18 protein-coding genes, 1 tRNA gene and 1 pseudogene are annotated in these 24,913 nt (G+C 50.4%); 17 read left to right on the forward strand and 3 right to left on the reverse strand.

The window, feature by feature from the left end:
- Positions 1-594: 594 nt before the first annotated feature.
- Complete coding sequence (locus tag Q0K02_RS09360; protein ID WP_294487895.1) at positions 595-1,095, reverse strand: HD domain-containing protein; 501 nt, start codon at positions 1,093-1,095, stop codon at positions 595-597.
- A gap of 478 nt (positions 1,096-1,573) precedes the next feature.
- On the opposite strand from Q0K02_RS09360, the gene Q0K02_RS09365 reads away from it, so the two are divergent.
- The 16 genes and pseudogenes from Q0K02_RS09365 (at position 1,574) to Q0K02_RS09440 (ending at position 20,033) form a co-directional block, all read left to right on the forward strand.
- Positions 1,574-2,242, forward strand: a complete 669-nt coding sequence (locus Q0K02_RS09365; protein ID WP_294487897.1) for a 4Fe-4S binding protein — start codon at positions 1,574-1,576, stop codon at positions 2,240-2,242.
- An 857-nt stretch (positions 2,243-3,099) separates the two neighbouring features.
- A tRNA-Asn gene (locus tag Q0K02_RS09370) sits at positions 3,100-3,175 on the forward strand.
- A gap of 1,067 nt (positions 3,176-4,242) precedes the next feature.
- The gene (locus Q0K02_RS09375; protein ID WP_294487899.1) at positions 4,243-6,195 is read left to right on the forward strand and encodes a P-loop NTPase fold protein; all 1,953 of its coding nucleotides are present in this window, start codon (positions 4,243-4,245) and stop codon (positions 6,193-6,195) included.
- A gap of 297 nt (positions 6,196-6,492) precedes the next feature.
- Positions 6,493-6,963 carry an IS200/IS605 family transposase gene (tnpA, locus tag Q0K02_RS09380; protein WP_294487901.1) on the forward strand — a complete coding sequence of 157 codons (471 nt, stop codon included), beginning with the start codon at positions 6,493-6,495 and terminating at the stop codon, positions 6,961-6,963.
- Between the two features lie 106 nt (positions 6,964-7,069).
- Positions 7,070-7,303, forward strand: a pseudogene (tnpA, locus tag Q0K02_RS09385) (IS200/IS605 family transposase); the annotation flags it as partial.
- A 748-nt stretch (positions 7,304-8,051) separates the two neighbouring features.
- Positions 8,052-8,918, forward strand: coding sequence for a site-specific integrase (locus Q0K02_RS09390; protein ID WP_294487904.1), 867 nt, complete (start codon positions 8,052-8,054; stop codon positions 8,916-8,918).
- Between the two features lie 131 nt (positions 8,919-9,049).
- Positions 9,050-9,799, forward strand: a complete 750-nt coding sequence (locus tag Q0K02_RS09395; RefSeq protein WP_294487907.1) for a glycosyltransferase family 2 protein — start codon at positions 9,050-9,052, stop codon at positions 9,797-9,799.
- On the forward strand, positions 9,796-10,416 hold the full coding sequence (locus Q0K02_RS09400; protein ID WP_294487909.1) for a hypothetical protein: 621 nt from the start codon (positions 9,796-9,798) through the stop codon (positions 10,414-10,416). Before Q0K02_RS09395 ends, Q0K02_RS09400 begins: the two co-directional genes overlap by 4 nt.
- Positions 10,413-11,045, forward strand: a complete 633-nt coding sequence (locus Q0K02_RS09405; protein WP_294487912.1) for an HAD-IA family hydrolase — start codon at positions 10,413-10,415, stop codon at positions 11,043-11,045. Before Q0K02_RS09400 ends, Q0K02_RS09405 begins: the two co-directional genes overlap by 4 nt.
- On the forward strand, positions 11,042-11,776 hold the full coding sequence (locus tag Q0K02_RS09410; RefSeq protein WP_294487915.1) for a sugar phosphate nucleotidyltransferase: 735 nt from the start codon (positions 11,042-11,044) through the stop codon (positions 11,774-11,776). Before Q0K02_RS09405 ends, Q0K02_RS09410 begins: the two co-directional genes overlap by 4 nt.
- Positions 11,776-12,810, forward strand: a complete 1,035-nt coding sequence (locus Q0K02_RS09415) for a WavE lipopolysaccharide synthesis family protein (protein WP_294487918.1) — start codon at positions 11,776-11,778, stop codon at positions 12,808-12,810. The genes Q0K02_RS09410 and Q0K02_RS09415 overlap by 1 nt, the downstream gene beginning before the upstream one ends.
- Before the next feature lie 10 nt (positions 12,811-12,820).
- Entirely contained in the window at positions 12,821-13,147 is a 327-nt protein-coding gene (locus Q0K02_RS09420; protein ID WP_294487921.1) for a hypothetical protein, read from the forward strand.
- An 11-nt stretch (positions 13,148-13,158) separates the two neighbouring features.
- Positions 13,159-15,624, forward strand: a complete 2,466-nt coding sequence (locus Q0K02_RS09425) for a glycosyltransferase family 4 protein (RefSeq protein WP_294487924.1) — start codon at positions 13,159-13,161, stop codon at positions 15,622-15,624.
- Positions 15,617-16,648 carry a hypothetical protein gene (locus Q0K02_RS09430; protein WP_294487927.1) on the forward strand — a complete coding sequence of 344 codons (1,032 nt, stop codon included), beginning with the start codon at positions 15,617-15,619 and terminating at the stop codon, positions 16,646-16,648. Before Q0K02_RS09425 ends, Q0K02_RS09430 begins: the two co-directional genes overlap by 8 nt.
- A 19-nt stretch (positions 16,649-16,667) precedes the next feature.
- Entirely contained in the window at positions 16,668-17,693 is a 1,026-nt protein-coding gene (gene galE / locus Q0K02_RS09435; RefSeq protein WP_294487930.1) for a UDP-glucose 4-epimerase GalE, read from the forward strand.
- 1,455 nt (positions 17,694-19,148) lie between these two features.
- Positions 19,149-20,033 carry a DUF3737 family protein gene (locus tag Q0K02_RS09440; RefSeq protein WP_294487932.1) on the forward strand — a complete coding sequence of 295 codons (885 nt, stop codon included), beginning with the start codon at positions 19,149-19,151 and terminating at the stop codon, positions 20,031-20,033.
- A 588-nt stretch (positions 20,034-20,621) separates the two neighbouring features.
- Here Q0K02_RS09440 and Q0K02_RS09445 read toward each other — a convergent pair.
- Both Q0K02_RS09445 and Q0K02_RS09450 read right to left on the reverse strand, forming a co-directional pair.
- Positions 20,622-22,157, reverse strand: a complete 1,536-nt coding sequence (locus Q0K02_RS09445; protein WP_294487934.1) for an ammonia-forming cytochrome c nitrite reductase subunit c552 — start codon at positions 22,155-22,157, stop codon at positions 20,622-20,624.
- The gene (locus Q0K02_RS09450; protein WP_294487937.1) at positions 22,150-22,608 is read right to left on the reverse strand and encodes a NapC/NirT family cytochrome c; all 459 of its coding nucleotides are present in this window, start codon (positions 22,606-22,608) and stop codon (positions 22,150-22,152) included. The genes Q0K02_RS09445 and Q0K02_RS09450 overlap by 8 nt, the downstream gene beginning before the upstream one ends.
- 760 nt (positions 22,609-23,368) lie before the next feature.
- Between Q0K02_RS09450 and Q0K02_RS09455 the strand changes: the two genes are divergently transcribed.
- Positions 23,369-24,703 (forward strand): 4Fe-4S dicluster domain-containing protein, encoded by a 1,335-nt coding sequence (locus Q0K02_RS09455; RefSeq protein ID WP_294487940.1) that lies wholly within the window; start codon positions 23,369-23,371, stop codon positions 24,701-24,703.
- Positions 24,704-24,913 lie beyond the last annotated feature (210 nt).

The following is a 24,913-nucleotide window of genomic DNA, read 5'->3' on the forward strand; positions in this document are numbered from 1 at the left end:
GTTTAACGGCGGGAGTGAATCCCGGCTGCTTATGCCCGTCGGTGCGACCGACATTTTCCTTTTTCCGAGTGCCGCAACTGCCCGTTTGCGCAAGACACACTGTACAGCCTGCGGGACTTGTACGGCGGCTGTGTTTAACGCTGGAAGTGAATTCCGGCTACTTATGCCCGTCGGCCGGGCTCCTGACGTCGCCCGGGGCCCCAGAGCGTTGAAAGGGCGTTTTCCAGTTTACCTTTGCGGCCCTCGATGTTCCCTCCCCAAAACATCTGGAAATTCCGTCCTTTGACACGACTGTCCGGCGCAGGCCGGACAGGAGTCGGCCACCGCAGGTGGGCGCGGAAGCGCACACCTGCACTGAGTCCGCAGACCGAACCGCGCACGCCAAGCACTCCGGCATCCGCAGCCTGCCCCTGCCAGACATCGCTTCGGCACCTTGCTTTGCTTTCGCACTCCCGCCCCGCCGAAAGGCGAAGCCTTCGGCGGAAACAGGGGGGCGCGGGGGGAATTATTTCCCCCGCATGCCTTTCCTTTCTTTCTGCCTTTCCTGCCTTTCTCGGGGCGGAGCCCCGAGGGCTCCAGTCTGGTTCCTTCCTTCTATTCTTCTTCGAGTCCGAACATGGTTTTGCAGATTCTTGATCCGGCGGCAGTGCGGAAGATGCGGCGGAGGGCGGCGGAGGCGGCGTGTTTGCTTTCGTTGTCTTCGTAGAGGTTGACGAGGAAGTCGGCCTCAACGAGGATCTGGTAGTCGGGGTCGTGGATATCGGTGTAGGTGTGGTGGTGTCCGACGAGGAAGCAGACGCGGTTGACGACGTCGGGGTCGATATCGAGGTTTTCAAGCAGACGTCGGGCTTCGGCGGGGCCTTCCTGTTCCTGGAGCGCGCCGGAGCAGCTTCCGAACTTGGCTTCGGCCGGGCGGATGCCGATATCGTGAACGAGGGCCGCGGATTCGAGCACGAACTGCGTGCGGGAATCGAGTCCTTCTTCGCGTCCGATGAGGCGGGCGAAGGCGTGTACCTTGGTCAGGTGCTGGATCCGTTTGGGATCATTGGCAAAGTAGTCGATCATGGCAAGAAAGATGCGGTCCGTGGCATCCATGGCAAATACTCCTGCGTGAGAACTGTTGCGCCGCCGGGGAAGCGGGAGGGCGTCTCGAAGGTCGGGGCGGAAGCGTTTCTTGGGCGGTGCGGAACGGGCGCGGCGAACGGATGCGAGTTGTGGAGCGCATCTGTCGTCGGCCTCGCCGGGCGGGGTCGGACATGTCCGGAGGGCCGTTTCGGCGCAGCGTGACGCCTTTTTCCGGCGTCGGGCGAATTTCGCTCTGGTGTACGACCCCGACTTTGCGGCGTCAATGCCCGGGATCACAGAAAAATATCCTTGCGCGGCGCATGTTCGGGATTATCTTTGACGGGCGGACTCCCGCAAGCCGGGAAGGTTCGTTCCGGGCGCGGCGTTGTTGCATGCTTCGCGTTCCGGGCTTCGTCGAATTTCTTCGCGCGTCGCGGCATTCCGTCCGGCGCGGTCACGTTCACAGGCGCTCCCCGCAAGCGCTTCATCAGTTCATCAGGAGAAAATTATGCTCAGAAGAATCATCCATATTAATGAAGACGCCTGCACCGGCTGCGGCCTGTGCGCCTCCGCCTGTCACGAAGGGGCTATCGTCATGCAGGACGGCAAGGCCCGTCTCGTGCGCGACGACTACTGCGACGGCCTCGGCGACTGCCTGCCCGCCTGCCCCGCCGGAGCCATTTCCTTCGACTTCCGTGAGGCCGACGCCTACGACGAAAACGCCGTGAAAGCCCATCTGGAAAAGTCCGGACGTACCCTGCACGTCGAACCCGCGGGCGAAGAAATGTCGGAACTGCGCTTCTGGCCCGTGCAGATCAAGCTTGCGCCCCTCTCCGCGCCCTATTTCCAGAACGCCGATCTGCTCATCGCCGCCGACTGCACCGCCTACGCCTTTGCCGACTTCCACCGCCGCTTCATGCGCGGCCGCGTCACCCTCATCGGCTGCCCCAAGCTCGACGCCGTCAACTACGCGGAAAAACTCGGAGAAATCCTGCGTCAGAACTCCGTGCGCAGCATTACCGTCGTCCGCATGGACGTCCCCTGCTGCGGCGGCATGGAACTCGCCGTCCAAAAGGCCGTCGCCGCCTGCGGACGGAACATCCCCTGCGAAGTCGTCACCATCGCCCGCAACGGCAACATCCTCCCCGCCGCTCCGAAACTCCGTCCCCTGCTGTAGAAGAGGGAAGTGGAAGGGGGCAGCAAGAGCCCTCGGGGCGCTGCCCCGAGAAAGGCAGGAAAGGCAGAAAAGACAGGAAAGGCATGCGGGGGAAATAATTCCCCCCGCGCCCCCCTGTTTCTGCTTCGCAGCTAACGCTGCTTCAGCAGGACAGGGTGAACGGGAAGATTATGCCCGAAGCAGAGGGCGAAAGGGGGGAGTGCAGGCCGGAAGGCCGCTTTTCAACGAACTGGGGCCCCGGGCGACGTCAGGAGCCCGGCCGACGGCAGGCGCGCAGCCGGAATTCACTTCCGGCGTTAAGCGCAGCCGCCGTCGTGCAAGCGATGCAGCTCGTACAGTGTGTCTTGCGCAAACGGACCTGCGTGCTCTTCGGGGGAACGGCAAGGTCAGAAATAATTCCCCGACGAAGTCGGGACAAGCCCCCGCGCCCCCCTGATTCCGCCGAAGGCTGCGCCGTTCGGTGGGGCGGGAGTGCGAAAGCAAAGCGTGTTGCCGAAGATGGCGGGAGTTTGGAAAGGCAGGGGCTGCGGGGCGCGGAAAGACTTGGCGGACGCTGTTCTGTCTGCGGACGCAGTGCAGGTGTGTCCTTACGGACCCACCTGCGGTGGCCGACGCCTGTCCGACAATTGTCGGACAGGCGTGAGTATGGAAGAGATTTCCAGATAGTTTTGTGAGGGGAGCAGGGGAGGCGGTGAAGCCGTGGGCCAGGCTTGAACTCCCGCAAAAAGCTTCCGATGTCGCCCGAACTGCCGTGTTTGCCCGCCATTTGTCGGAAAAAATGTTGAAAACGTAAAAAAATGCTTGACGCCTGACCCAAAAACGACTAACTACATCCCTGCAACGACGAGTTGCTTCGTTCCCCGATAGCTCAATAGGCAGAGCGGGTGACTGTTAATCACTAGGTTGGCGGTTCAAGTCCGTCTCGGGGAGCCAAAAAGAAATCAAGCCCTTACGATGAAAGTCGTAGGGGCTTTTTCTTTAATCGCAACTTTTCTAGCTTTGAAGTATTTTATAGTTTTGTAATAGTGTTTTATCAAAAAAGATTGTCATTTAATATATAATGCATTAATATGTCTAGGGATAATATGAATAGTTTTTATAGTTTATACATAAAAATTGTAACAATCGACAATGTTTTTTTTACACAGAGTACTAATTATAACTTATATTATAGTTACAGATATAATGATTTTTTATTTTTATATAGAATGAAAAGAAAGTCATTGTTTTAAAAAATTTATACACAACTATTGAAATTTTGCGCAATAGTGTGACATGATTAATTGCTGAATATTAGCTATAGATTTAATTGATAAAGAAAAATATGACTAATATTCGAAATGGTCATAGTTCACGAAGATTCGGAAGGTACATTATTGATATTATTAAAGAATAACTTTCATATAATCAAGATATTGAATTTTCAGAAATTTACAAAAATAGTTTATTAATAACAGATTAATTATTTATATAGATAATAAATATCTATTAAATAAGTATATTATATACACGTTATAGTTGGATAAATATAGTAAATATAATAGTAAGCATATATTATTTGTATATAACGTAATTATAAAACAATCATTTATTTGTATGTATGGATTATTGAAGATATTACAATTAAATAGTTTACTAAAATAACTAATTTACAATAAGTTAATGATAAAAAATTGGTATTTATTGATATGTTGCATAAGATAAGAAATATTTAATTAGGAGGCGAGTATCTATGACAAAAGGTGCTCAGCATCTGTATTACTATACAGATTCAGATTAATCTATAGAATAGAAAAATGAAATCATATAAATGAGTTTTTATATTGATAAAAGATAGAATATTATCTTTAAATGTATTGATTTATAATTTATGGATATAAAAAGTATATTTTTCATAAATATTGATATCGCAGTAATTATTTGATAAATTTATTATATTATTATGATGGTTTTTCTATTGGTAGATATGTTTCAAATTTAGCATTAATGGAGTAAGAGTCATGGCAAAGAATAGCAGTAGCATTATTGATACGCCAATAAGGACCAAAAAAGACGATAAATTAAATGTAAGTATTCATGTCGAGGCCTTGAAAAAATTTCTGCTAGAGGCAGATACTCCACTAACGGTGGCTATTCAAGGCGAGTGGGGGAGTGGCAAGACATCGTTTATGAATCAGATTTTTGAGGGGCTCTGCGATGATGGACCGTTTATAGGCATTTGGACTCATGCATGGGAATATGCCATTTTAGGAGAGCCCAGAGATATTTTGATACATATGGTCCAGGGAATTATTCGTGATATTGAAAGAGAGGCGAAAAGATTTGGTAATTCTCTTGATATGAGCGAAGCCTTCAGCAAGGCCCGTGCAATATTCTTGCAGGTTGCAAAGATCGGCGTCAAAGTTGCTGCTGCACAGGCGGGTCTTTCCGCATCTGATAGCACTGTTTTTTTCCACAGTGAAGATGATGGCTCTAATATTGAAGCATTGAATAATGCTTTGGAAGCAGCCGTACAGCAGTGCCTTAAAATTACAAAACTTCAGAAGAAAGGCTTTATCTTCTTTATTGATGATTTAGACAGGCTTGATCCCGTTGTGGCCGTTCAATTCCTTGAACTTATCAAGAATATATTTGAACTTGAACATTGTATTTTTATTTTGGCCATCGACTATGACGTTGTTGTAAAGGGACTTAAACCTAAATTTGGCGCACGAACGGAAGAGAATGATCGCGAGTTTCGATCATTCTTTGATAAAATTATTCAAGTTCCTTTTTCTGTGCCTATGTCGTCATACAATCTTGAAGCATATCTCGGCGATTATTTGTGTAATATCAACTTTATAAAGAAACAGGAGCTTCAGAGAAGACTGAAACTTGAAGATTTGACATCTTTTATTTCAAATATATCTGAAAATGGAATTACTACCATATCACAGATTATTACAGATGTAACAAACTATTCAGTAGGGACAAATCCGAGAGCCATCAAGCGTATGCTGAATACGCTTTCTCTCATCTATATCATTCAAGATGAGTTGCATCATCAGAATTTAAAGACAAACTCTGGTGATGATGTTGTTCATGATTTCGATCTGAATGAAAAGATTATATGTTTCTGCCTTGTAAGTCTGCAAATCGCGTATCCAACTTTTTATAATTTGCTTTTGAGTAAGCCTCTTTTTACGGCTTGGGATGATGCATTAGCGAGAAAAAGAGGATACAGAGATCTGACGGATGATGAAAAGAACTATTTGCAGGAATATGATGAATTTGATGAAGACTGGGAAAAATTTATTTTCAGAGCATGTCAGAACAGTTCTTATCTTAGATCAAGGAGCAGCTCAATATCAAGTGTTTTTAATATAATGAAAGGCATTATTCTTAATGATATTCCAAAATTTTCTCCAGATACTGAAGATAGTGTTATACAGTCAGTCGAGGATGATACAATAGTAAATGCTATAACAAATGGTCTTGGTATTGCTTCGGTAACAGGACTCAAGTCTGCTGAAGACCAAGACGAAAAGAGCACATATAATAGGATTCGCTATGAAACTCTTGAGAAATTTGATGCTTCTATTGATCAGCCGCTTAGAGATTCTTTTAATCTTTTCAAAATTATAAAGAGTCGATTTGATAACTTGTTTGGAGAAAATCGTATAAAATATGAATATAGCAAGAATAAAATTTCAGTAAAAATTGCACAAAATAAGACCTATCAGACCAACCTTGCACGAATAAAGCTGAGATCCTATGGAAAACTGAACATAACGGATTTTAATGGAGTTGCTCATATATTAGATGCTTCGAATCAGGATCTTAAGGAAAGCGTATGGAAAGAGTATTTGATTTACTTTAATAAATACTCGAAAGATCCCATCCCTATGATATCCGATGAAGTCTCTGAGCAATCCGAACAGAATGTTTATCTGGAAGGTATAGAAAAAGAGTAGTTTGTAAGCTATGCTTTTATTACTATATTATAAATAGGATTGAAAGTATCGAAAATATGTAGATAGTGTCAAAAATATTAAGTAAATTTGTATTTAATATACAGAAATAAGAGGATCGACTTTTATAGTCGATCCTCTTATCGGTTAAGGCCTTTAGGCAGTTGAGGGAGCGGAAGCGACCGAAACAGAAAACCACCCGCTAAGCGGGTGGAACACAAAACGGTTATACCTAAAAAACACCTTTTCGATAAGACGGAGTTGTTCAGGCTCCCGTCCACATTGAAAAGGTGTTTTTTTATGGCGAAAGAACAAAATCTGGCACATACGAAATGGCTGTGTAGGTACCATATTGTCTTCACTCCGAAGTATAGGAGAAAAGTGAGTTACGGGCAATACCGTGAAGAAATAGGAAAAATAATACGACAGCTTTGTAATTACAAGGGAATTGAAATTATTGAGGGACATATGATGATAGACCATGTGCATATGCTTGTCATGATACCGCCAAAGTATGCGATATCATCCGTTATGGGGTATATAAAGGGTAAAAGTTCACTGATGATTTTTGATAAATTTTCCCAGCTGAAATACCGGTATGGCAATCGGAGATTCTGGAGCGTGGGATATTACGTCAGCACAGTAGGTTTGAACGAAGCAACAATCAGGAAATATATACGGGAGCAGGATAGAGAAGATATTATGCTCGATAAGAGGACGTGCAAAGAATATACGGATCCGTTCAGTCCAAAGCAGGGAAAGCTCCTTTAGGAGCAGGCTACGAGTCAAAGTACATGGGGGCTTGAACTGTTTGATTTGCTAAGAAAGAGGTGCGGTTTGGCAACTGCGCCCATAAGCAAATCAAAAGGCGGTCACAATGGGTAACACAAAGAAGTTAGCGCATACGAAATGGAACTGCAAATATCACATAGTCTTTGCACCAAAATATCGCCGACAGGTTTTCTATGGTGAGAAGAAAAGGTCCATAGGAGAAATATTGCGGAAATTATGTGAGTAGAAGGGCATGAACATAGCAGAAGCGGAATGTTGTCCCGACCATATTCATATGTTGCTTGAGATGCCGTCAAAAATGAGCGTATCGGCGTTTATCTGACGCCGTCTCCCTCCGTCCCATTCCCCCTCCGCTTTCTCTTTCCAGCGTTTTCCCTGCAATCACGCTTTTCTCTTCTTTCCTCCTCGCGTCGCACAGAGCGGCAACGGAGTTCGTCCGCGCCGGGCGGTCTTGGACAATCCGAGGCGGGGTGGCGTAAGGCGTCTGCCGCTGCGTCCTTTGCGGACCGGCTTTCAAAGTTTCGTTTGTTTTTGCTGATTCTTCGCGATGACGCATGATCCGGCGTCATCCCAAAAGCGGTATTTCATTGCTGTGCCGGTGACGGATTATGGCGGGCCGTGACGTCACTGTCGAGACTCATCGGCTACGTTTTGCAGAGTTTGTTTCTGAGAAAGATGACGGACGCGTCAGATATTTTCCGTCATGCATCATCAAAATGCGTCTTTTGCTTGGCGCATATGCCATAAATTATATTTAATTGCATGGAATATCAAAGATTAATTCAATATAAATAAAGAAGTATCGTAATAAATACAGAAAGTTTATGAAAAACTAAAGAGAATTGTTGAACGCGGGAATACGGGCGTTCGTTCCGGGAAAATGTATGTATTTTTTTGATAACATGTCGAAAAAGTGTACTTTTTTGACGCTTCTCATAATGTCAGTTTCTGCTTAGTCCTATAGCAGGGAACCTCCGAAAATTCCAGCAAAAAAATAACGTCGATGCTGATCCGGCTTTCAGCAGCCAAAAAGTACACTTTTTGGACGCCTGGCTGAGGAAGCGCGTATGACGGGCAAGAAAAATATCATTGTCGTAGCCGATGGGAATGATATCAATCAACTGTGTCTGTTCGATAACTTTGTCAAAAGTAAATATCTTCCCTACGTACAAAAATATAAGCGCAGCTGGAAGACGGACGAACGTTATCTGAACAGGCATATACTGCCGTATCTTGGTGACTGTCTTTTAACGGAAATATCTGAAGAAAAACTCGGCGCATGGCTCTCTGCTCTGGAAAATAACGGACTGTCCTCCAGTTCACGCTATCGTATGTTCTGGCTGACGAAGTATATTCTGAACTTTGCCGTGCGTACGGGAGCACTCAACAATGGAGATGCGTTCCGAAATATGGTCGTGCGCAGAAATGAGCCGCAAAAATCGCACAGAATGCTTACACGCGAAGAGACATTGAAGTTGATTCGTCTGCTTGAAGAATATGCCGATCGTCCCAGCGCGCAGGCCATTCATCTGCTGCTGCTTACCGGAGCCGGCAAGTCGGAAATTCTCCACGCCCGCTGGCAGGATGTGCATCTGCGACGCGCCGTTCTTGCTGCGAGAACGGTCTATACCGGCCGGAGCAGACTCATTCCGTTGAGTCCGGAAGCGGTCAGACTCATTCGTCGCCTTCCTAGGCGCAAAGACGTGCCGTGGCTCTTTGCGTCGTCGTCCGGAAAGCCTCTCACGTCTGTTTTTTACACCTGGAATCTCCTGCGAACAAAACTGGGGAAACCGGAACTGCGCATTCAGGATCTGCGACATGTTTTTGCAACGTTTGCTTTTATGAATACTCAGAAGAAAGAAATTTTGTCTATTATCGGATGTTATCAACGTAAATATATAAACGGTATATGTAATAATATGCTTATAGAATAAAATTGATGTTAATAATTAATTTATAATAAAATATTATGAATAATATAAATAAGTTTCTTATTTTTATAATGGTGCTGTGATGTCGCTATCATTTCTATAAAGTATAATGGTACATATCGTCAGGAGAAGATATGCTGAATATTGTACTTCCTATGGCTGGCAGAGGTAGCAGGTTCTCAAAGGCAGGGTATACCATTCCTAAGCCTTTTATTCCTATTCATGGAGTTCCCATGATTAAGGTAGTGATAGATAATCTTACTCCACGATGCGAGCATCGATTCATCTTCATTTGCCAGAAAAAGTATCTGGAGACATATGATGTTGAACGAAGACTCCGTTCTTACACAAGGAATCCAGTAATCATTGCTATCGATGGTATTACAGAGGGGCAGGTATGTACGGCTCTTTGTGCGCGATCCTTTTTTAATAACGATGATCCCCTGATGAGTGCCAATACCGATCAGTACATTGATATCGATATCAATGAATATCTTGATGCCATGTTTTCTCGAAATCTCGATGGTATGATTATGACCATGAAATCAACAGATCCGAAATGGTCATATGCACGTACCGATGCGCAGGGACTGGTCGTGGAAACTGCTGAAAAGAAGGTTATCTCTGAAGATGCTACAGTAGGCATATTCAACTTCGCTCATGGATCAGACTTAGTCCGTTCTGCAGAAAAAATGATTGCAGATAATATTCGTATTAATGGAGAATTTTATACTTGTCCATGTTATAATTATCTTATCAAAGAAGGGAAACGTATAGGTATATATCCTATAGGCAAAGAATATTCCGGTATGTACGGACTTGGAATTCCTGAAGACCTGGAATTTTTTATTTCGCACCCCATCTCGCAGAAGGTCATAAGATGAAGATACTTTCTCATCGCGGTTGGTGGAAGACTCTTACAGAAAGAAATAAGGCAACGGCTTTTCAACGATCTTTTGCCGCTGGATTCGGCACGGAAACAGATGTTCGAGACATTCGCGGTACGCTTGTTGTTTCTCACGACATGCCCTCTGGGGATGAGTTGCTCTTCGAGGATGTTTTGAAAATCATGGATGGGCGCAATCTTCCTCTGGCCATCAATATCAAGGCCGACGGTCTGGTCGAGCCGCTTCTGGAGATGCTGAACAGATATCGGCACACATGCTATTTTACCTTCGATATGTCGATTCCTGATCTTGTTGTTCAGACGGACTATGGAGCGAATGTCTTCACAGGACTAAGCGATATCATGCCTACCCCTGTACTTTTTGATCAGTGTCGTGGCATATGGCTGGACGCTTTTTTTTCCGAATGGTACGGAGCGGAGCTCATCGATAGTCTGCTGGATGACGGCAAGCAGATATGTATCGTTTCTCCCGACTTGCATAAAAGAACTCCATTTGCACACTGGGAAGTCATACGCTCATGTCGAGGATTTCAAGACAGTCGACTTATGCTCTGCACTGATATGCCTGATAAGGCCAAGGAGTTCTTTGCATGAAAGTAAAGGCTGTGCTTTTTGATATGGACGGCGTCCTTATTGAGGCGAAAGAGTGGCACTATGAGGCTCTTAATCAGGCGCTTGGAATTTTTGGATATGAAATAAACAGATTTGAGCATCTCACAAGCTATGATGGTCTGCCTACAAGTGTAAAGCTTAATAAACTTACGGTTGAGAAAGGATTGCCGGAGGCTTTGCATGGCTTCATCAACGAAATGAAACAACAATATACCATTGGGCTTATCCACAGATTCTGTAAACCCCGCTTCAATCATGAATATGCACTCTCCAGACTGAAAGCCGAAGGCTACAAGCTGGCGGTCGGTTCCAATTCCATCCGACAGACAGTACATCTCATGATGGAAAAGGCGAAGCTGATTCAGTATTTCAACCTGATTCTCAGCAATCAGGACGTCAGACACCCTAAGCCCTCGCCTGAAATCTACTTGACTGCCATGGAGCGACTGGGAGTACGCCCCGAAGAGTGCGTTATTGTTGAAGACAATGAGAACGGCATCAGAGCGGCGATAGCTTCCGGCGGACATGTGCTTTCCGTCAAAACCGTCGATGACGTTACGTATGAGAATATCATAGCAAGAATATACGAAGTGGAGGATGGAGTGTCATGAATATAGTGTTTCTCATGGGAGGCAAAAATGATTCCCAGTCAAGCGGAGATTACCCTATTTATATGGCGGAAGTTCATAATCACCTGATTCTGGAAAATCAAATAAATTACGTTCAGGGCATATCTCCAGAACGTATCATTTTTTGTGTAAAAAAGCATGATATAGAACAGTATCATGTGGATTTTATTGCCAGAGCGCTGACAGATAACGCTGTTATCGTGCCTATCTGCGGTCAGACGAAAGGTGCCATTTGCTCAGCTTTGCTTGCCTGTTCCTATATCGACAACAACGAGGAACTTATTCTCTGCTCCGTTGATGACTGCGTTGATCAACCTCTGCGAGAGATTTTACAGAGTTTTCGTGAACAGAAGTGTGATGCCGGTATCGTGACGTTTCGCTCCGTCCATCCACGCTACTCCTTTGTAAAAATAGATGACAACGGAACAGTTTGTGAATTTTCAGAAAAAAAACCAATCAGTAAAAATGCTTTGGCAAGTATATATTATTTTTCTAAAGGCAGTGATTTTGTAGATTGTGCTAAAAATGTCATACGTAAGGATAATACTATTAATGAAAAATTTTATATTAGCCAAACGCTAAATGAAATGATTTTGAAACAAAAAAAAATAACTGTCCATTCTATTGATAATCAGTTTTTTCATCCTATGAAAACAGAAATGCAACTTGCAAGCTACCTAAAAAGACTGGAAAATTCATTGGAGAGCGTATAATGGTACAGCGTCCTCTGGATAAAGATATCTCCGTCGTTATCCAAGGAGCACTTTCCTCCCATACGCCGGAGGTCTTGCGTTCCGTCCGACGTTTTCTGCCAGGATCTGAGCTTATTCTTTCCACTTGGAAGGGGACTGATGTTGGTGGACTGGATGCTGATATCGTTATTTTAAATGATGATCCCGGCGGATGCGTATGCACTCGAAGCGGGGTAGTGCAGAATCTGAATCGGCAGCTGGTATCCACCCGTGAAGGCATACTGAGAGCGTCTCGGAAATTCGTGCTCAAGCTTCGATCGGACACAAGCCTCACCGGTACGGCTTTTCTGGACTTCTGGACGCGCTTTCCTCAACGAGAAAAAGCTTTTGCACTGTTTTCCAAACGTCTGCTCATCTGTTCTTTCTATACGCGTCCGCCTTTTTGGAGAAAGCAGGCTTATCTCTACCACCCTTCCGACTGGACAAGCTTCGGTCTGAAGGAAGACATGCTCCTTCTTTGGGATGTTCCTCCGGTTCAGGAACCTGAATTTTCACAATATTTTCGTAAAAAATATCCGAATGAAAACTGGACGAAGTTTTTTCCCGAGCAATATTTCCTCATAGCCTGCATGGCAAAGCTCGGTGTTTCTTCCGGCGTACAGAGTCAGAGAGATTATAGTAAAGATCTGGCTCGGATCTCTCAACATATTCTTTTAAATAACTTTGTTATTCTTGATTACGGAAAACAATTTACTATTTTCTGTGCAAAATATCCTTCAATATACAGTGATTCAAAAGTACAGTCATATCGTCATTTTCTTCTTTTTTATAAAAAATATTGTGACTGTTTTTATCCTGTTTCAAGAAAACTTGTATGGCGTGAGCTGCTTGGAATAGAAGATTCACTTGATAATATAAAGTTTCATGTTTTTCGTATTAGAAAACATAAAAATAAAATATTTGAAGTGATAGGGCAATCACTGGGAATATTATATTATATTATGATTATTTTATTCCGCGCTGTGTTCTTTTTATACAGACTTATTATTTTTTGAATGGAGTGTTATGAAACTTGCGAAACTCAATGAAATGACAAAGGGCTGGTTTATCGGTGACTTTTATCCCAGTCTGCTGAGAACACAAGACGTCGAGGTTGCCGTTAAAACTTACCGGAAGGGAGACTATGAAGAAGCTCATTTTCATAAGGTCGCAACTGAATATACCGTTATAATATCTGGCAGAGTAAAAATGAACGGCAAGGAATACACTAAAAATGATATTATTATTATAGAACCTTGTGAATCTACAGACTTTGAATGCCTTGAAAACGATACTGTAAGCGTTGTGGTGAAAATTCCAGGATCGCCCAACGATAAATATGTTCTCAAGTAAGAGGAGCATATATGCACAAGCGAATACTTCTCTGTCTGAACAGAGACCAGAGCAAAGCTTTTGACTATTCCGTTGCTCCCGAGGATGCCATGCTGATGCTTGGTGGAAACAGCGGAAACAACGTATTTCAATACACGCTTCAGAATTTGCTCCGGGGCGAAGACTGCCAAGTAGATGTAGATACGGATTTTTTTGTGGATTTTTCCGCCTTTCGGGCAAGAGCAGACGCCATTAACGCTGAATATGATGCCTTGGTTTTTTCTCCGGCCAATGTATTTGCTAAATATGCTGTTAATGCCGGACTCATATTTTGGCGCGACAACATAGAAAAGCTGCGCATCCCGGTATATGCCATAGGGGCCGGAGCCCAGTCCGACGCCTCATTTTCCCTCTCCTTTGTTGATGAAATTCGAGAGCAGGCTACAGCCTTCATCAGGAGTATTCTGAATACCGGAGGCACACTGGGGCTCAGGGGCTATTTCACTGAAAGCGTCGTGCGAGCGCTGGGCGTCCAGCCCGATGACTACACGGTCATCGGCTGTCCTTCTATCTTTCTCAAGGGCAGAGGCCTGCGCATAGAAAAGCCGAAGCTCGCCAGAGAGGAGCTCAGAGTCGCCGTGAACGGATTTCGAGCCTGGAATGATAGGGCGTTTCACCGGCATTTTGGGGAATACCCGGGTTCCTATTTCGTCTGTCAGGAAGAATTCTATCGCCTGCTGTACGCTCCTGATAAACTGACGTGGAAAGAGCTTCAATATCTGTCAGATCCCTCGGAACTCTGGCTCTCCATGTACAGACAAGACAGGATAGCCCTGTATGGCGACATCCCGGCATGGTTCGAGGATTTGAAGCGCAGAAAGATCAACTTTTCCTTCGGATGCAGAATTCATGGCAATATTCTCCCCATACTGGCCGGCATTCCGTCGTATCTGGATGCGTTGGATTCACGAGTCAGGGAGCTGGGGGAGTTCTTCTCCATACCTGCCAGGATCTTTGACCGTAATCCTGAAGACCTCTATGAGCTCTACGAGCAGGCTGACTACACGGCGTTCAATGCCGGCTTTGCGGCCCGCTATGATAATTTCGCCGCATTCATGAACAACTGCGGACTTCCGTGTGCTCCGGTATCCAGTGAACCGTCTCACGGCGTCGTTCCTCGCATAAAGGACGACGATAAGGATATTATCGAGCTTGTCGCCTCCTCCGTCAGCTACAACCCTTCCGTATTCAGGAGAGACATGGACACCAGAGACGTCGTCTTTGTGGCGCATGAATTCGGTCTGTATAAGGGTCATGGAGGAATAGCGTCATATTTATATAATATATGTAAATATTTAGTAAAAAATACGAATATAAATGTTCATGTCATATCTCCGACTGTAGATGAAACATGTGATCTTTTGAAATTTAAAAATTTTTTTATGCATCATATAAGCGGAAATATTCTCGATTTGAGGGGAAAAGTTTTTTCCATCTGCGCAGATATACAGCCTCAATATATAGAATTTGCAGAATATGCCGCTCTTGGCATGAACTGTACCATGAATAAGGCATCTGGTCAGGATACTTTTAAAAATACTCTGCTTGTCACGAACAATCATACGGCCTCACGGGAATGTTATGAATGGTCTTCAGGGATACCGTATGAATATGCATCGGCGAGTCTTATGCAGAATGTTGCCTGGGAAAAAATACAGATGGAAACAAGCGACGTATGTATTGCTCCTTCAAAATTTCTTGGAAAATATGTTAAAAAGCAATACCAGCTCAAAGACAAAGTTCTCTTTTTTATGAATCCATTTATGACAAAAATGAAAAATAAGAGCGAGCTCCAGAGTGAACTTGATGAAAAATATGATTTATCTCATTATAATGATTCCTTTAATATAACTCTTGTGACGCGTTTTGAAGGACGCAAGAATCAAAAGCTTCTGGTAAAGGCGTTTTTGTCTCTTATACATGCATCGACAGAGAATATTCGACTTTTTCTTGCCGGCGGCAGCACATGTAATCCTCATACGGGCGAGGACTACAGAGAAGAGATATGGCGGTCTCTTCCCGAAGATTTCAAAGACAATGTCCTGATTTATGATTTTCTATCGCAGTCCCAGCAGGAACCGCTCATGGCCGTCACAGATCTTACGGTCATGCCGTCCGTATTTGAAAACCAACCCATGGCCATGATTGAAACCACCATGCGCGAAATTCCTGTCATTGCTTCCCGCTACAGCGGCTGTGCAGACTATCTGCTGCCTGAAATGCTTTTCGATCCCTTCGTGGAAGGCAGTCTGACCGAAGTCGTCGGCAATTTCATGCGCAAATCCGCTGAAGAGCGGGCAGCCGTAGCCTTGCTTCAGAAAAGACGGCTTTCCGCCATTATTTCTCCTGAAGTGTCCATTCTTCCCCGTTTTTCCCTCTCTCCTCGACGTACTCGCAGCGGTCTGAATCTCGATTTGCAGGAGCTTTATCATGAATAATGCGTTTTCGTTGCTGATTCATGGCCCTCTGGAAGGTCAGTGGATTGATGAGATCGTGCGTGAGATCAGACAATGCCATGTTTTCTTTCAAAGCATCATTGTTGTCGGTTATGCCGCGGAAGAGGAAACATACAGACAAATTCTTGAAAAATTGTTTCAAGATATTCCATTCAGACTGGTCTGTGTGCCCGACCTCATCAATCCCGGATTCTTCAACATCAACCGGCAGATTCATATGGTGTCCGCAGGTCTTGCTGCTTGTCCGGAAGACAGTCTGGTCTTCAAGCTGCGCAACGATCAGTGCGTCGACTTCAATGAAGTCGCCAAACTGGCACCCATTGCATCAAGTGGAAAAATCATCACCACCAATTGCTTTACAAGAAGAGACAGACTTTATCATCCCTCGGACATGTTCCTTTTTTCCTCGTGTGCGCTGTTGAAAAAGTATTATTCCTGTCCTCTGATGAAAAGGACGCATCTGGGGCATCAACTGGATCTTCAACTGCAATTCAGGACAGCGCCCGAAAGTATGAAGAGTCTGCCTCTTGTTCCAGAATCCTATCTTTTTCGGGAATATTTGAAAGCCCGCGGCTACTGTATAAAAGAAACTCCCGAGGATAGTCTTCATGCATTGCGGCAGTTCATGCATGTGGTGAATAGTTGGGATATCTCTTTTCGCTGGAATAAAAAAAGAACTCCCTTCTATCCCAGGGGCAGCCTCATACTTCCCTATACGTATAATATAAGGCCATTTGCAGGAGCTCCGAAGGAACACGCCTCATGCTTTGCCCGGCATGAGGTCAACGGAGGAAAACCGACCATAAAGGATATATTCTACATCAAAAAAAGCCATATGGTCTTTTCCCTCTCCCGTGAGGTCCGTTGCGCACATAAGCCCAGAGTCAAGTATGTGACCTATAAATTGATGATGGAGTTTTTGAAGGCAATGCCGTATTTTGTTTACAAAAAATACTGTGATAAACTGAAAAGAAAAATAGAAAAATATAAGAACTGCTTGGAATAATTCTGTTATTGGAGGCATTATGCTCGTTTTTCTTGCAGGTGGCGCGGGATATATCGGTTCGCATACGGCCGTGGAACTTCAGAATTCCGGGCACGACATCGTCATTGCGGACAACTACAGCAACAGCAGTCCAGAGGTTATAAAACGCATCAGTGAACTCACGCATCGCGACGTTGCTGCCTATGAAGCCGACGTGTGCGACAAGGCAGCCATGCTCCGCATCATGACCGCTCACCGCATCGACTGCGTCATGCACTTTGCCGGCCTCAAGGCCGTGGGCGAATCGGTGAAAAAGCCGCTCGCCTATTACCGCAACAATATTGACGCTACGCTTACCCTGTTGGAATGCATGCAGAAATGTGACATTCACAGCATAGTGTTTTCATCGTCTGCCACAGTGTACGGCGAGGAGAATCCCTATCCGTACGTTGAGACCATGCCGAGAGGCCGCTGCTCCAATCCCTATGGCTGGACAAAATCCATGATGGAACAGATTCTGGAGGATGCCGCCAGAGCCGATCCCCGGCTTTCGGTGGTGCTGCTTCGCTATTTCAATCCCATAGGCGCGCATCAATCCGGCCTCTTAGGAGAAGATCCGCAAGGCGTTCCGAACAATCTCATGCCTTATGTGGCGCAGGTGGCCGTGGGGCGTCGCGATCATCTCACCATATTCGGCCATGATTACCCGACCCCGGATGGAACATGCCGTCGCGACTACATCCATGTCATGGATCTTGCGGCAGGACACGTTCGGGCCGTGGAATATGCTGCCGAACACAAGGGAACGGCGGTCTTCAATCTTGGTACCGGCATGCCTTATAGCGTGCTTGATATTGTAACTGCGTTCGAGCGAAACAGCGGCGTCCGCGTGAGGTATGAATTCGGCCCGCGTCGAGAAGGAGATTTGCCCGAGTTCTGGGCCGACGCCGACAAAGCTCGAAAGATCCTTGGATGGTCGGCTTCCCGAAACCTCGACGATATGTGTCGCGATTCATGGAACTGGCAGAAACGGAATCCCGCCGGATACAAGACTGGTTGTCTTTAATGGTAAGTAGTACTTTGCAGGCAAAAAGGACTTAATAAAGAGAACGTTTCATAGTATAATAACTCCGTAAGAAATTGTTATTTTTCTTGCAGCCTGATAAGTAACTAGGTCGGTGGTTCAGGTCCGTACAGGGAAGCTAAATTTTCGGAAGGGGTTGCGATGCGTGTCGCAAGCCCTTTCTGCGTTAATGTCTTTGTCCCCCCTCCACGATTCCCTCCGCGCCGGGGAAAACGCAAGTTCAAGTGTTGCTTGAAGGGGAGGGCGGCGGGCTCCCCCGACGCGCCGGGGCAAAGCGACCTGCGGCGAGGCGGACTCAGGATGGGGCGGGGCCTCCCCGATTCTCCGGGGCCGGCGGGCGACGTTCGGCCGTCCGTTGTCGTGGCGATGCGCGTCGATGGCGAGTCGCGACCCTGAGCCCTGTCGGAGCCTGTGGCTGTGCCGATGGGGCGAAGCGGGCTTCGGCCTTCATGTCCTGCAAAGCGGGGGGCGTCCTTTGTTTCCCAACGTTTCTTCCGCGTCCGGCTCGCCCGAGGCGCGACGCGCCTGCCTCCCTTGTTGAAGCATCCTCCCGTCTCCGTCATCCCCCCTTGCCGGGCCCTTGCTCCCGCCCGTCGGAGCGTTGATTTCGGGTGCGTCCGGCCCCGCCGTCTGATGCGCAGCCCGGCTCGGCGCCTGATTCCCGATTCCTCCGGCCCCCCCTACATTCGCGCCCGGGCGAAAGAGGGCCGCCGCGTCTGCCTGCTTTCCGACGAGCCCGCCGCAGGCCTGAGGATGCCGCTCCCCCGTCCCGCGCTTTCCCCTTGGCTTGCGGACGGGAACGACTACGTTGCTTGCAGCGGCTGAAAGGTGTTTGCGGTGCGTTCCGACGGCAACGCGGGTGTACTGCGTCCGGCATGTCCGCAGGAAAATGCATATCCGGACGGGGGCATAAAAGCGCTGGAAAAAGCATCCGAAACGGCGCATGATGTGCGTCGCTGGCGTTCCGGTAGCCGCGGTGAACGAACACAGGGAACGTTGTGCTGTTTTGCGGTCTGGGCCTCTGCAAGGGGGGCGGACAACGGCGGATTCTCGTGGCTCCGACGCTTCGTGAGGGAGCAAGGGCGGCGAATTTTCGGGAATCGCGGCGGATTATTCTCCTTCCCGGCCTTTTTCCAGATCGCGAAGTCGCGGAGCGGCGTTTTCCGCGACGCATCATATTTTTCCGCAACGCGGGCCTTGCCCGGGGTATCTTTTCCGAAGCGGTGAAAGAGCGGCCTGCACGCGAAAGCTCAGTCTGCCGGGCCTCTGCGCCTCGGGCCGTGCGCGGCGCACGGCAATCCCTCGGAGCATGGCCCTGATGCGAAAGGCGTGTTCCATGCCTTTCAGGCATGGCAGCTATAATGCATAGGTATTTGCTCTTTTGCCGCAGAAGACGATATTTTGCAGGCAACGAAACATTCTGGGAGAATCGCCGTTATGGAAACCATAGAAGGCAAGACGTTTGACGAAGAAAGGGCGCTGTACGGCCTTTGCCACGCGCGCATCAGGGATTGCTCGTTCACCGGCCCGGCGGACGGCGAAAGCGCGGTGAAGGAATGCGAAGACATTGTGGCGGAGCGCTGCCTGTGCAATCTGCGCTATCCGTTCTGGCACGTGCGCGGCCTGACCATACGCGACTGCGAAATCACGGAAAACGGTCGCGCCGCGCTGTGGTATTCGGATCACATCGACATTGAAAACACGAAGCTGCACGGCATCAAGGCCCTGCGCGAATGCAGCGACGTGGCCGTGCGCAACTGCGACATCATTTCCAATGAATTCGGATGGTTTTCCCGCAACTTCTCCATGCGTGACTGCACGGCGAAGAGCGACTATTTCATGCTGCACGCGCGCAACGTGGAATGCGCCGACGTAAAGTTCACGGGCAAGTACGCGCTGCAGTACATGCACGACTGCGTGTTCGAGCGCTGCGACATCACCAGTCGCGACGCCTTCTGGCACGCGCGTAACGTCACGGTGCGCGACTGTGTGCTCAAGGGAGAATTCCTCGGCTGGTATTCCGATCATCTCACGCTGGAGCGCTGCCGCATCATCAGTTCGCAGCCGCTGTGCTACTGCACCAATCTCAGGCTCGTGGACTGCGAAGTGGTGGATTCCGATCTCTGCTTTGAAAAGTCCGATCTCCACGCGGTCATCACCACGCGCGTGGACAGCATCAAGAATCCGCGCTCGGGCGTGATCGTGCTTCCCGGCGTGGACGAGCTGATCCGCGACGACGATTCCCGCGCCGAAATCATCTTCACGGAACGTCCTTCGCAGGCGTCCGACGAAGCGCAGAAGGGCGAAGCTTCCGCCGACTGATCCCCCGCCTTCGGGCAAAAAGCGGCAAAAGCGCGGCAAACGTGTGCCCGCAGGGGCAAACAGTCCGCCCCTCTCGAGATGGAAGGCGCAACGCGCGTTGCGTTCCGGCCCGGAAAGGCGCGGAACACCCCGCGCTCCGCTCAAAAGGCGGGCAACCTCTGCTTTCGGCGCACCATGCGCAAGACAACGCTTTTCTTCGCAAAACACGTCCTGCGCCGGAAGCGCCGTCGGCCTCCGGGTCCGGAAAAGGCCCTGCACGCGGAAAACAAGCCCGCGTTTTTTCGGACATCGCAACGAAAAACGCTTCCGGGTTCGGAAGACGAAACAAACGCGCTTCCGCCTGAAAGCCCCGGCACGCTCCGCGTTCCGGGCCCGGAAGAGGCAGCAACACCCGTTTCCCTTCGGAAGGCGAAACAGAAGCCGCTTTTGCCGGAACGCCCCGGCAAATGCCGCTTTTCGTGAGAATCTCCAACAAATTCCGCGTCCGACCGGAAGACGCAGGAAAGCCCGCTTCCCGGCAGGGGGAGGCGGGCTTTTTGTCGTGCGCTCCGCGGCGGATCGCTTGTCCGCCGCGGGAGCGGAAGGGGGTCAGCGGATGCGCTTGTTGCCTTCCCACACGAGGTCGGCTTCGGGCAGCACGGGCAGGTAGGTGAGCCACTTGTGACTCTTCATGTATTCCGGATCCTGCTGGAGCTTGCGGCTGAATTCCAGAATGGGCGGCACGATGTCCTTGATGTCGCCGGCGAGGTTCGCGGCGATGCCGGCGTTCGTGGCCTCTATGCACAGATCAATGGCCTTCTGGCTGTATTCCATGGAGCTCATGAGCGTGTCGAGCGCCTTGGCCGGATTGTGGAAGCCTACGCTGTTCTCGGCGGAAATGAGATCCCAGAAGAACTGTCCCTTGCGCACGTTTTCGCGGGCGTCGGCCATGAGCTTGTCGTAGGCGGCGTTGCGTTCGCCCGTAAATTCATTGGCGAGCCGCACGGCTTCATGCGCCTTCACGCTGGTTTCCTGCGCCTTGAGAAGCTGACGGAACGTCTTTTCCTGAATGTCGTGCACGCGGGCGCGCAGGAATTCCGGAGTCTTGTCGGAATGACAGGTGCGGCAGGCCGTCAGTTCGGGATCCTTGAGGGGCGAGGTCCACCAGTGACTCGAGAACTTCTTGCCGTCCTGCTTCTGATAGGGCATGTGGCAGTCCGCGCAGGAAACGCCCGCCGCGCCGTGCGGTCCGTTCTGCCAGGTTTCGTATTCGGGGTGCTGGGCCTTGATGATGTTCACGCCCGAAACCGCATGCACGAAGTCGGTGAACGGTCCGTTCTTGGGGCCGTGGGTGTTGTAGTATTCATACATGTTTTCGGGATCGAAGCCGTTGTCCCACGGGAACACGGGCTTGCCGGCCGGACCGTTGTCCTTGTGGGTGAAGTAGTATTCCACGTGGCACTGACCGCACACCAGACTGCGCTTTTCGTTGCGCGAGAGGGTGGCCCAGTCCTTGCCGCTTCTGGCGAGCCAGTCCTTGAGCGGAATGGAGTAGAGCTGCAGTTCCATGTTGGTGGTGTCGTGGCAGGTGGCGCAGCTGATGCTTCCGTTCATGACGTCCACCTTGGTGCGGTACTCGTTGAAATCGCGGCTCCACACCGCGTCGCCGTCGGCGGCCACCCACTGCGATATGGCGGGAACCTTGCAGTTCCAGCAGGTGGTGGGCATGTTGCCCTTGCCGTCGGGCGAGTAGCGGTTGATGCGGTCGATTTCGAGAATGTCCTTGACCGCGTAGGTGTGACCGCGCGCCTCGTTGTATTCGTACATGAAAGGATAGCCCAGCCACAGATTCTTCAGATACGGCTGCGCCGCCCGGAAGCCCTTGGGCAGCGGATTCACGCCGTCGTTCTTGCGGAAGTTCACCGAACCCTTGTATTCCGTCATGACGGAACTTTCGTCGTTCTGGCGATAGGTGGCGTATTGGCGGGGGAAGGCCTTTTCAAAGGCCGAAGCGTCGAGCGTGTTTGCGGGAAGGCCGCTTTCGTAAATGGGGGTCTTCACCACGGGGGGATCGTCCTGACAGCCCGCGCTGACGATGGAACAGGCAACGATAACGCCTGTCATGAGCATGTTCATCTTATTCATCTGCCGCCTCCCTGTAGCTGACGGGGGTTTTCTTCTGATGCGCCATGGCCCGGTGGCAGTCCACGCAGTAGGGCTTGGCCATCATGACGTCTTCATTGGTGACCCGGTGACAGGCGCGACAATTGGCGTTGACCACTTCCCGGGTTTCCAGCCGCGCGAGGAGCGGCGCTTCCTTGCCCTGCAGGTTGGCGACGACGTCGCGCAGACCTTCCTGCGCCTTGAACGGCAGCTTGGCGAGCAGATTGTGGGGCGCGTGACATTCGTTGCACGCGAGGTCGGCATGCGGCGAGAGGCTGTGCGTGAGCGCGGCCTCGCGCATGACGTGACAGGTGGAACAGAATGGTCTTGAGTCGGAAAATTGCATTCCGGCGGCTGCAAGAAGCACCAGCACAGCTCCCAGCGCGGTGCCCCCCAGCAGCATTTTCCATGGACCGTGTCTGGACGCTTTCATGGTTCTCCTCCCTGGTTTATGAAAACACACGGCGCTTCCGGTATAGCGTGCCGGAGAAAAAATAACTGTGATTTAAATCACAAAAGAGGGGTTCTTGACGAAAAATCCGGAAAAATCGTTGACGGGCCCGGCATCGGGGGATGGGAAAAGGAGAACGGACGGCGATGAAAGCATGATCGCAGTCACGGCGGGAGCGCAGAAGTTGTTTTATGTTGGCAAGCCGTGACCGGCGGAAGGCGTTGCGGGGAAGTTGCGGCGTCGGTCGGGGCGCAGTGCGCGAAGATGCGCGGCGTTGCAGAGGTTTTGCGCGACGGCGTGAAGCTTGTGTCGACTTTTCACAAATGAGGCGCAAAAAGGCGGGATGGAGTCCGGCAGAAGTGCGGGGAAAGCGCAGGAAAAGGCGCGAGGGATCGAACGCGGTGGGAGAAGCCGGAATCCGCGCGGGGAACAGAAGCAGGACAGGGGCAGGGCTGCGCGGAGGCGTCGGAACCGAGGCTGGCGGGAAAAGTGAGGGGGCGGAATCCCGCGGGCGGCGGGGTGGCGGGGAAGACGCGGATGCGGCATGTTGTGGGGAGCGTCGGACGGCTTGCGGTCTGCCCGGAGGCTGGGTGGATGGCGTCGGCGGCACGCCGTTGAACTTGCGCCGCGCGTGACGGCATTGTTTTGCGCATCTGCGGAGCGCGGCGCATCGGGCGCTGCGGCGCAGGCATGAGAGCGTCCGGCAAGAGGCCGGGCGACGGAATCATCTGGAGGTAGGATCATGCATCAGAACGGCGGAAGCGGAGAAAAGGCTGCTCGCGCATGGCTTGCGCCCGTGTTTTTTGTACCTGCGCTCGCGCTGGCGGCGGCGCATGTGTGGCGCGCAGGGCAGGCGGGCGAGGCCGCGGCGCTCATGGTCTGGGCGCTCATGTGCCTGACGCGGCGCGCCTGGATGCGTCCGCTGGCGGCGGCCCTGCTTCTGCTGCTTGCGGGGGAGTGGCTGGTCACCACGCAGAGCCTCATGGAAATGCGCGTGGCTCTGGGCAGGCCCTGGACGCGTCTTGCAATCATCATGCTGGCGGTGACGGCCTTCACTGCGGGCGCGGCCCTGCCGACCTCGGCGAAGGCGGGCCGCGCGTGGTTTTGCCGAGGCCGTGAGCGGGGATTCATGCAGGCGGCGGCCTTTCTGCTCGCTTTTGCGCCGCTCTTTGGCATGGCGCGCTTTGCACCGCAGCTCATGCTTGTTCACAGACTTGTCCCGGGCTTCGGCGTGATGCAGGCGCTCGCCGCCGGATGCTGGAGCGCGTGGGTGTGCGCCCGTCTGGCGGACAGGACAAAGGCGGGCCGGACGCGCCTGTTCGCGTGGCGGTTGTTTTCCGTGGTGTTCTTCGCGCAGTTTTTTCTTTCGCTTGCGGGCTGGTCGCTGTTTTCCATGACCGGCGAATGGCACATTCCCGTGCCGGGCGTCATCGTGGCCGGAGCGCTGTACCGCGGCGCGGCCGGATTCATGCCGCTTTTGTTTGCCGTGTCGGTGCTCGTGCTCGGGGCCGCGTGGTGCAGTCATTTGTGCTACTTCGGCTCGTGGGACGCCTGGGCCGCGTCCCGTGCAAAGCCTTTGCCGCATCCCGGCCCGCTGCGCTGGCGCGCGCTTTCGCTTCTGCTGGTCTGTCTTGCGGCGCTGGCGCTTCGCCGCTTCGCGTCGCTGCCTGCGGCCGTGGCCTGCGGCGCGGCGCTGGGGCTCGTCATGATTCCCGCAGCCTTCTTCGTCAGCCGCCGCAGAGGCTGGGCCGCCTACTGCACCCTGATTTGTCCGCTGGGGCTGCTCTCCTGCCTTGCGGGACGGCTTTCCCCCTGGCGCGTGCGTCGATCCTCCACGTGTACGCTCTGCGGCGCGTGTACGCGCGTCTGCCGCTACGGCGCGCTCACGAAAGAACGTCTTGAAGCCGGAGGCCCCGGACTCTCCTGCACATTGTGCCGCGACTGCCTGAACGTCTGCCCCCGCGGCGGCCTGACCATGACCTGCGCCGGGCATGGCGCAGGAGGCCGCGCGGAAAAGGCGTTCGTTGTTCTGGCGTGCGCGCTGCACGCGCTCTTTCTTTTCTCCGCCATGGTGTGATGCCGGTCGGCGCAGCGGCGCGTCATTTGTTCTTGTGCGCCGTGTGCCCCTGTGCCATACTGAAAAAGAGTGCCGTGTGCCTGCGCGCCGAAGTTCGGACTCTTTCGCGCCTTGCCGCGTTCGACGGAAGGCGGAATCTTCGCATGCTCTTTCGCGGAGCGCCGGTTCTTTGTTCCTCGCGGGCGGCGTTGTCCACGGCACGGATTTTGC

It is taken from the genome of uncultured Mailhella sp. (assembly GCF_944324995.1).
In the GTDB taxonomy this organism is placed as follows: Bacteria; Desulfobacterota; Desulfovibrionia; order Desulfovibrionales; family Desulfovibrionaceae; genus Mailhella.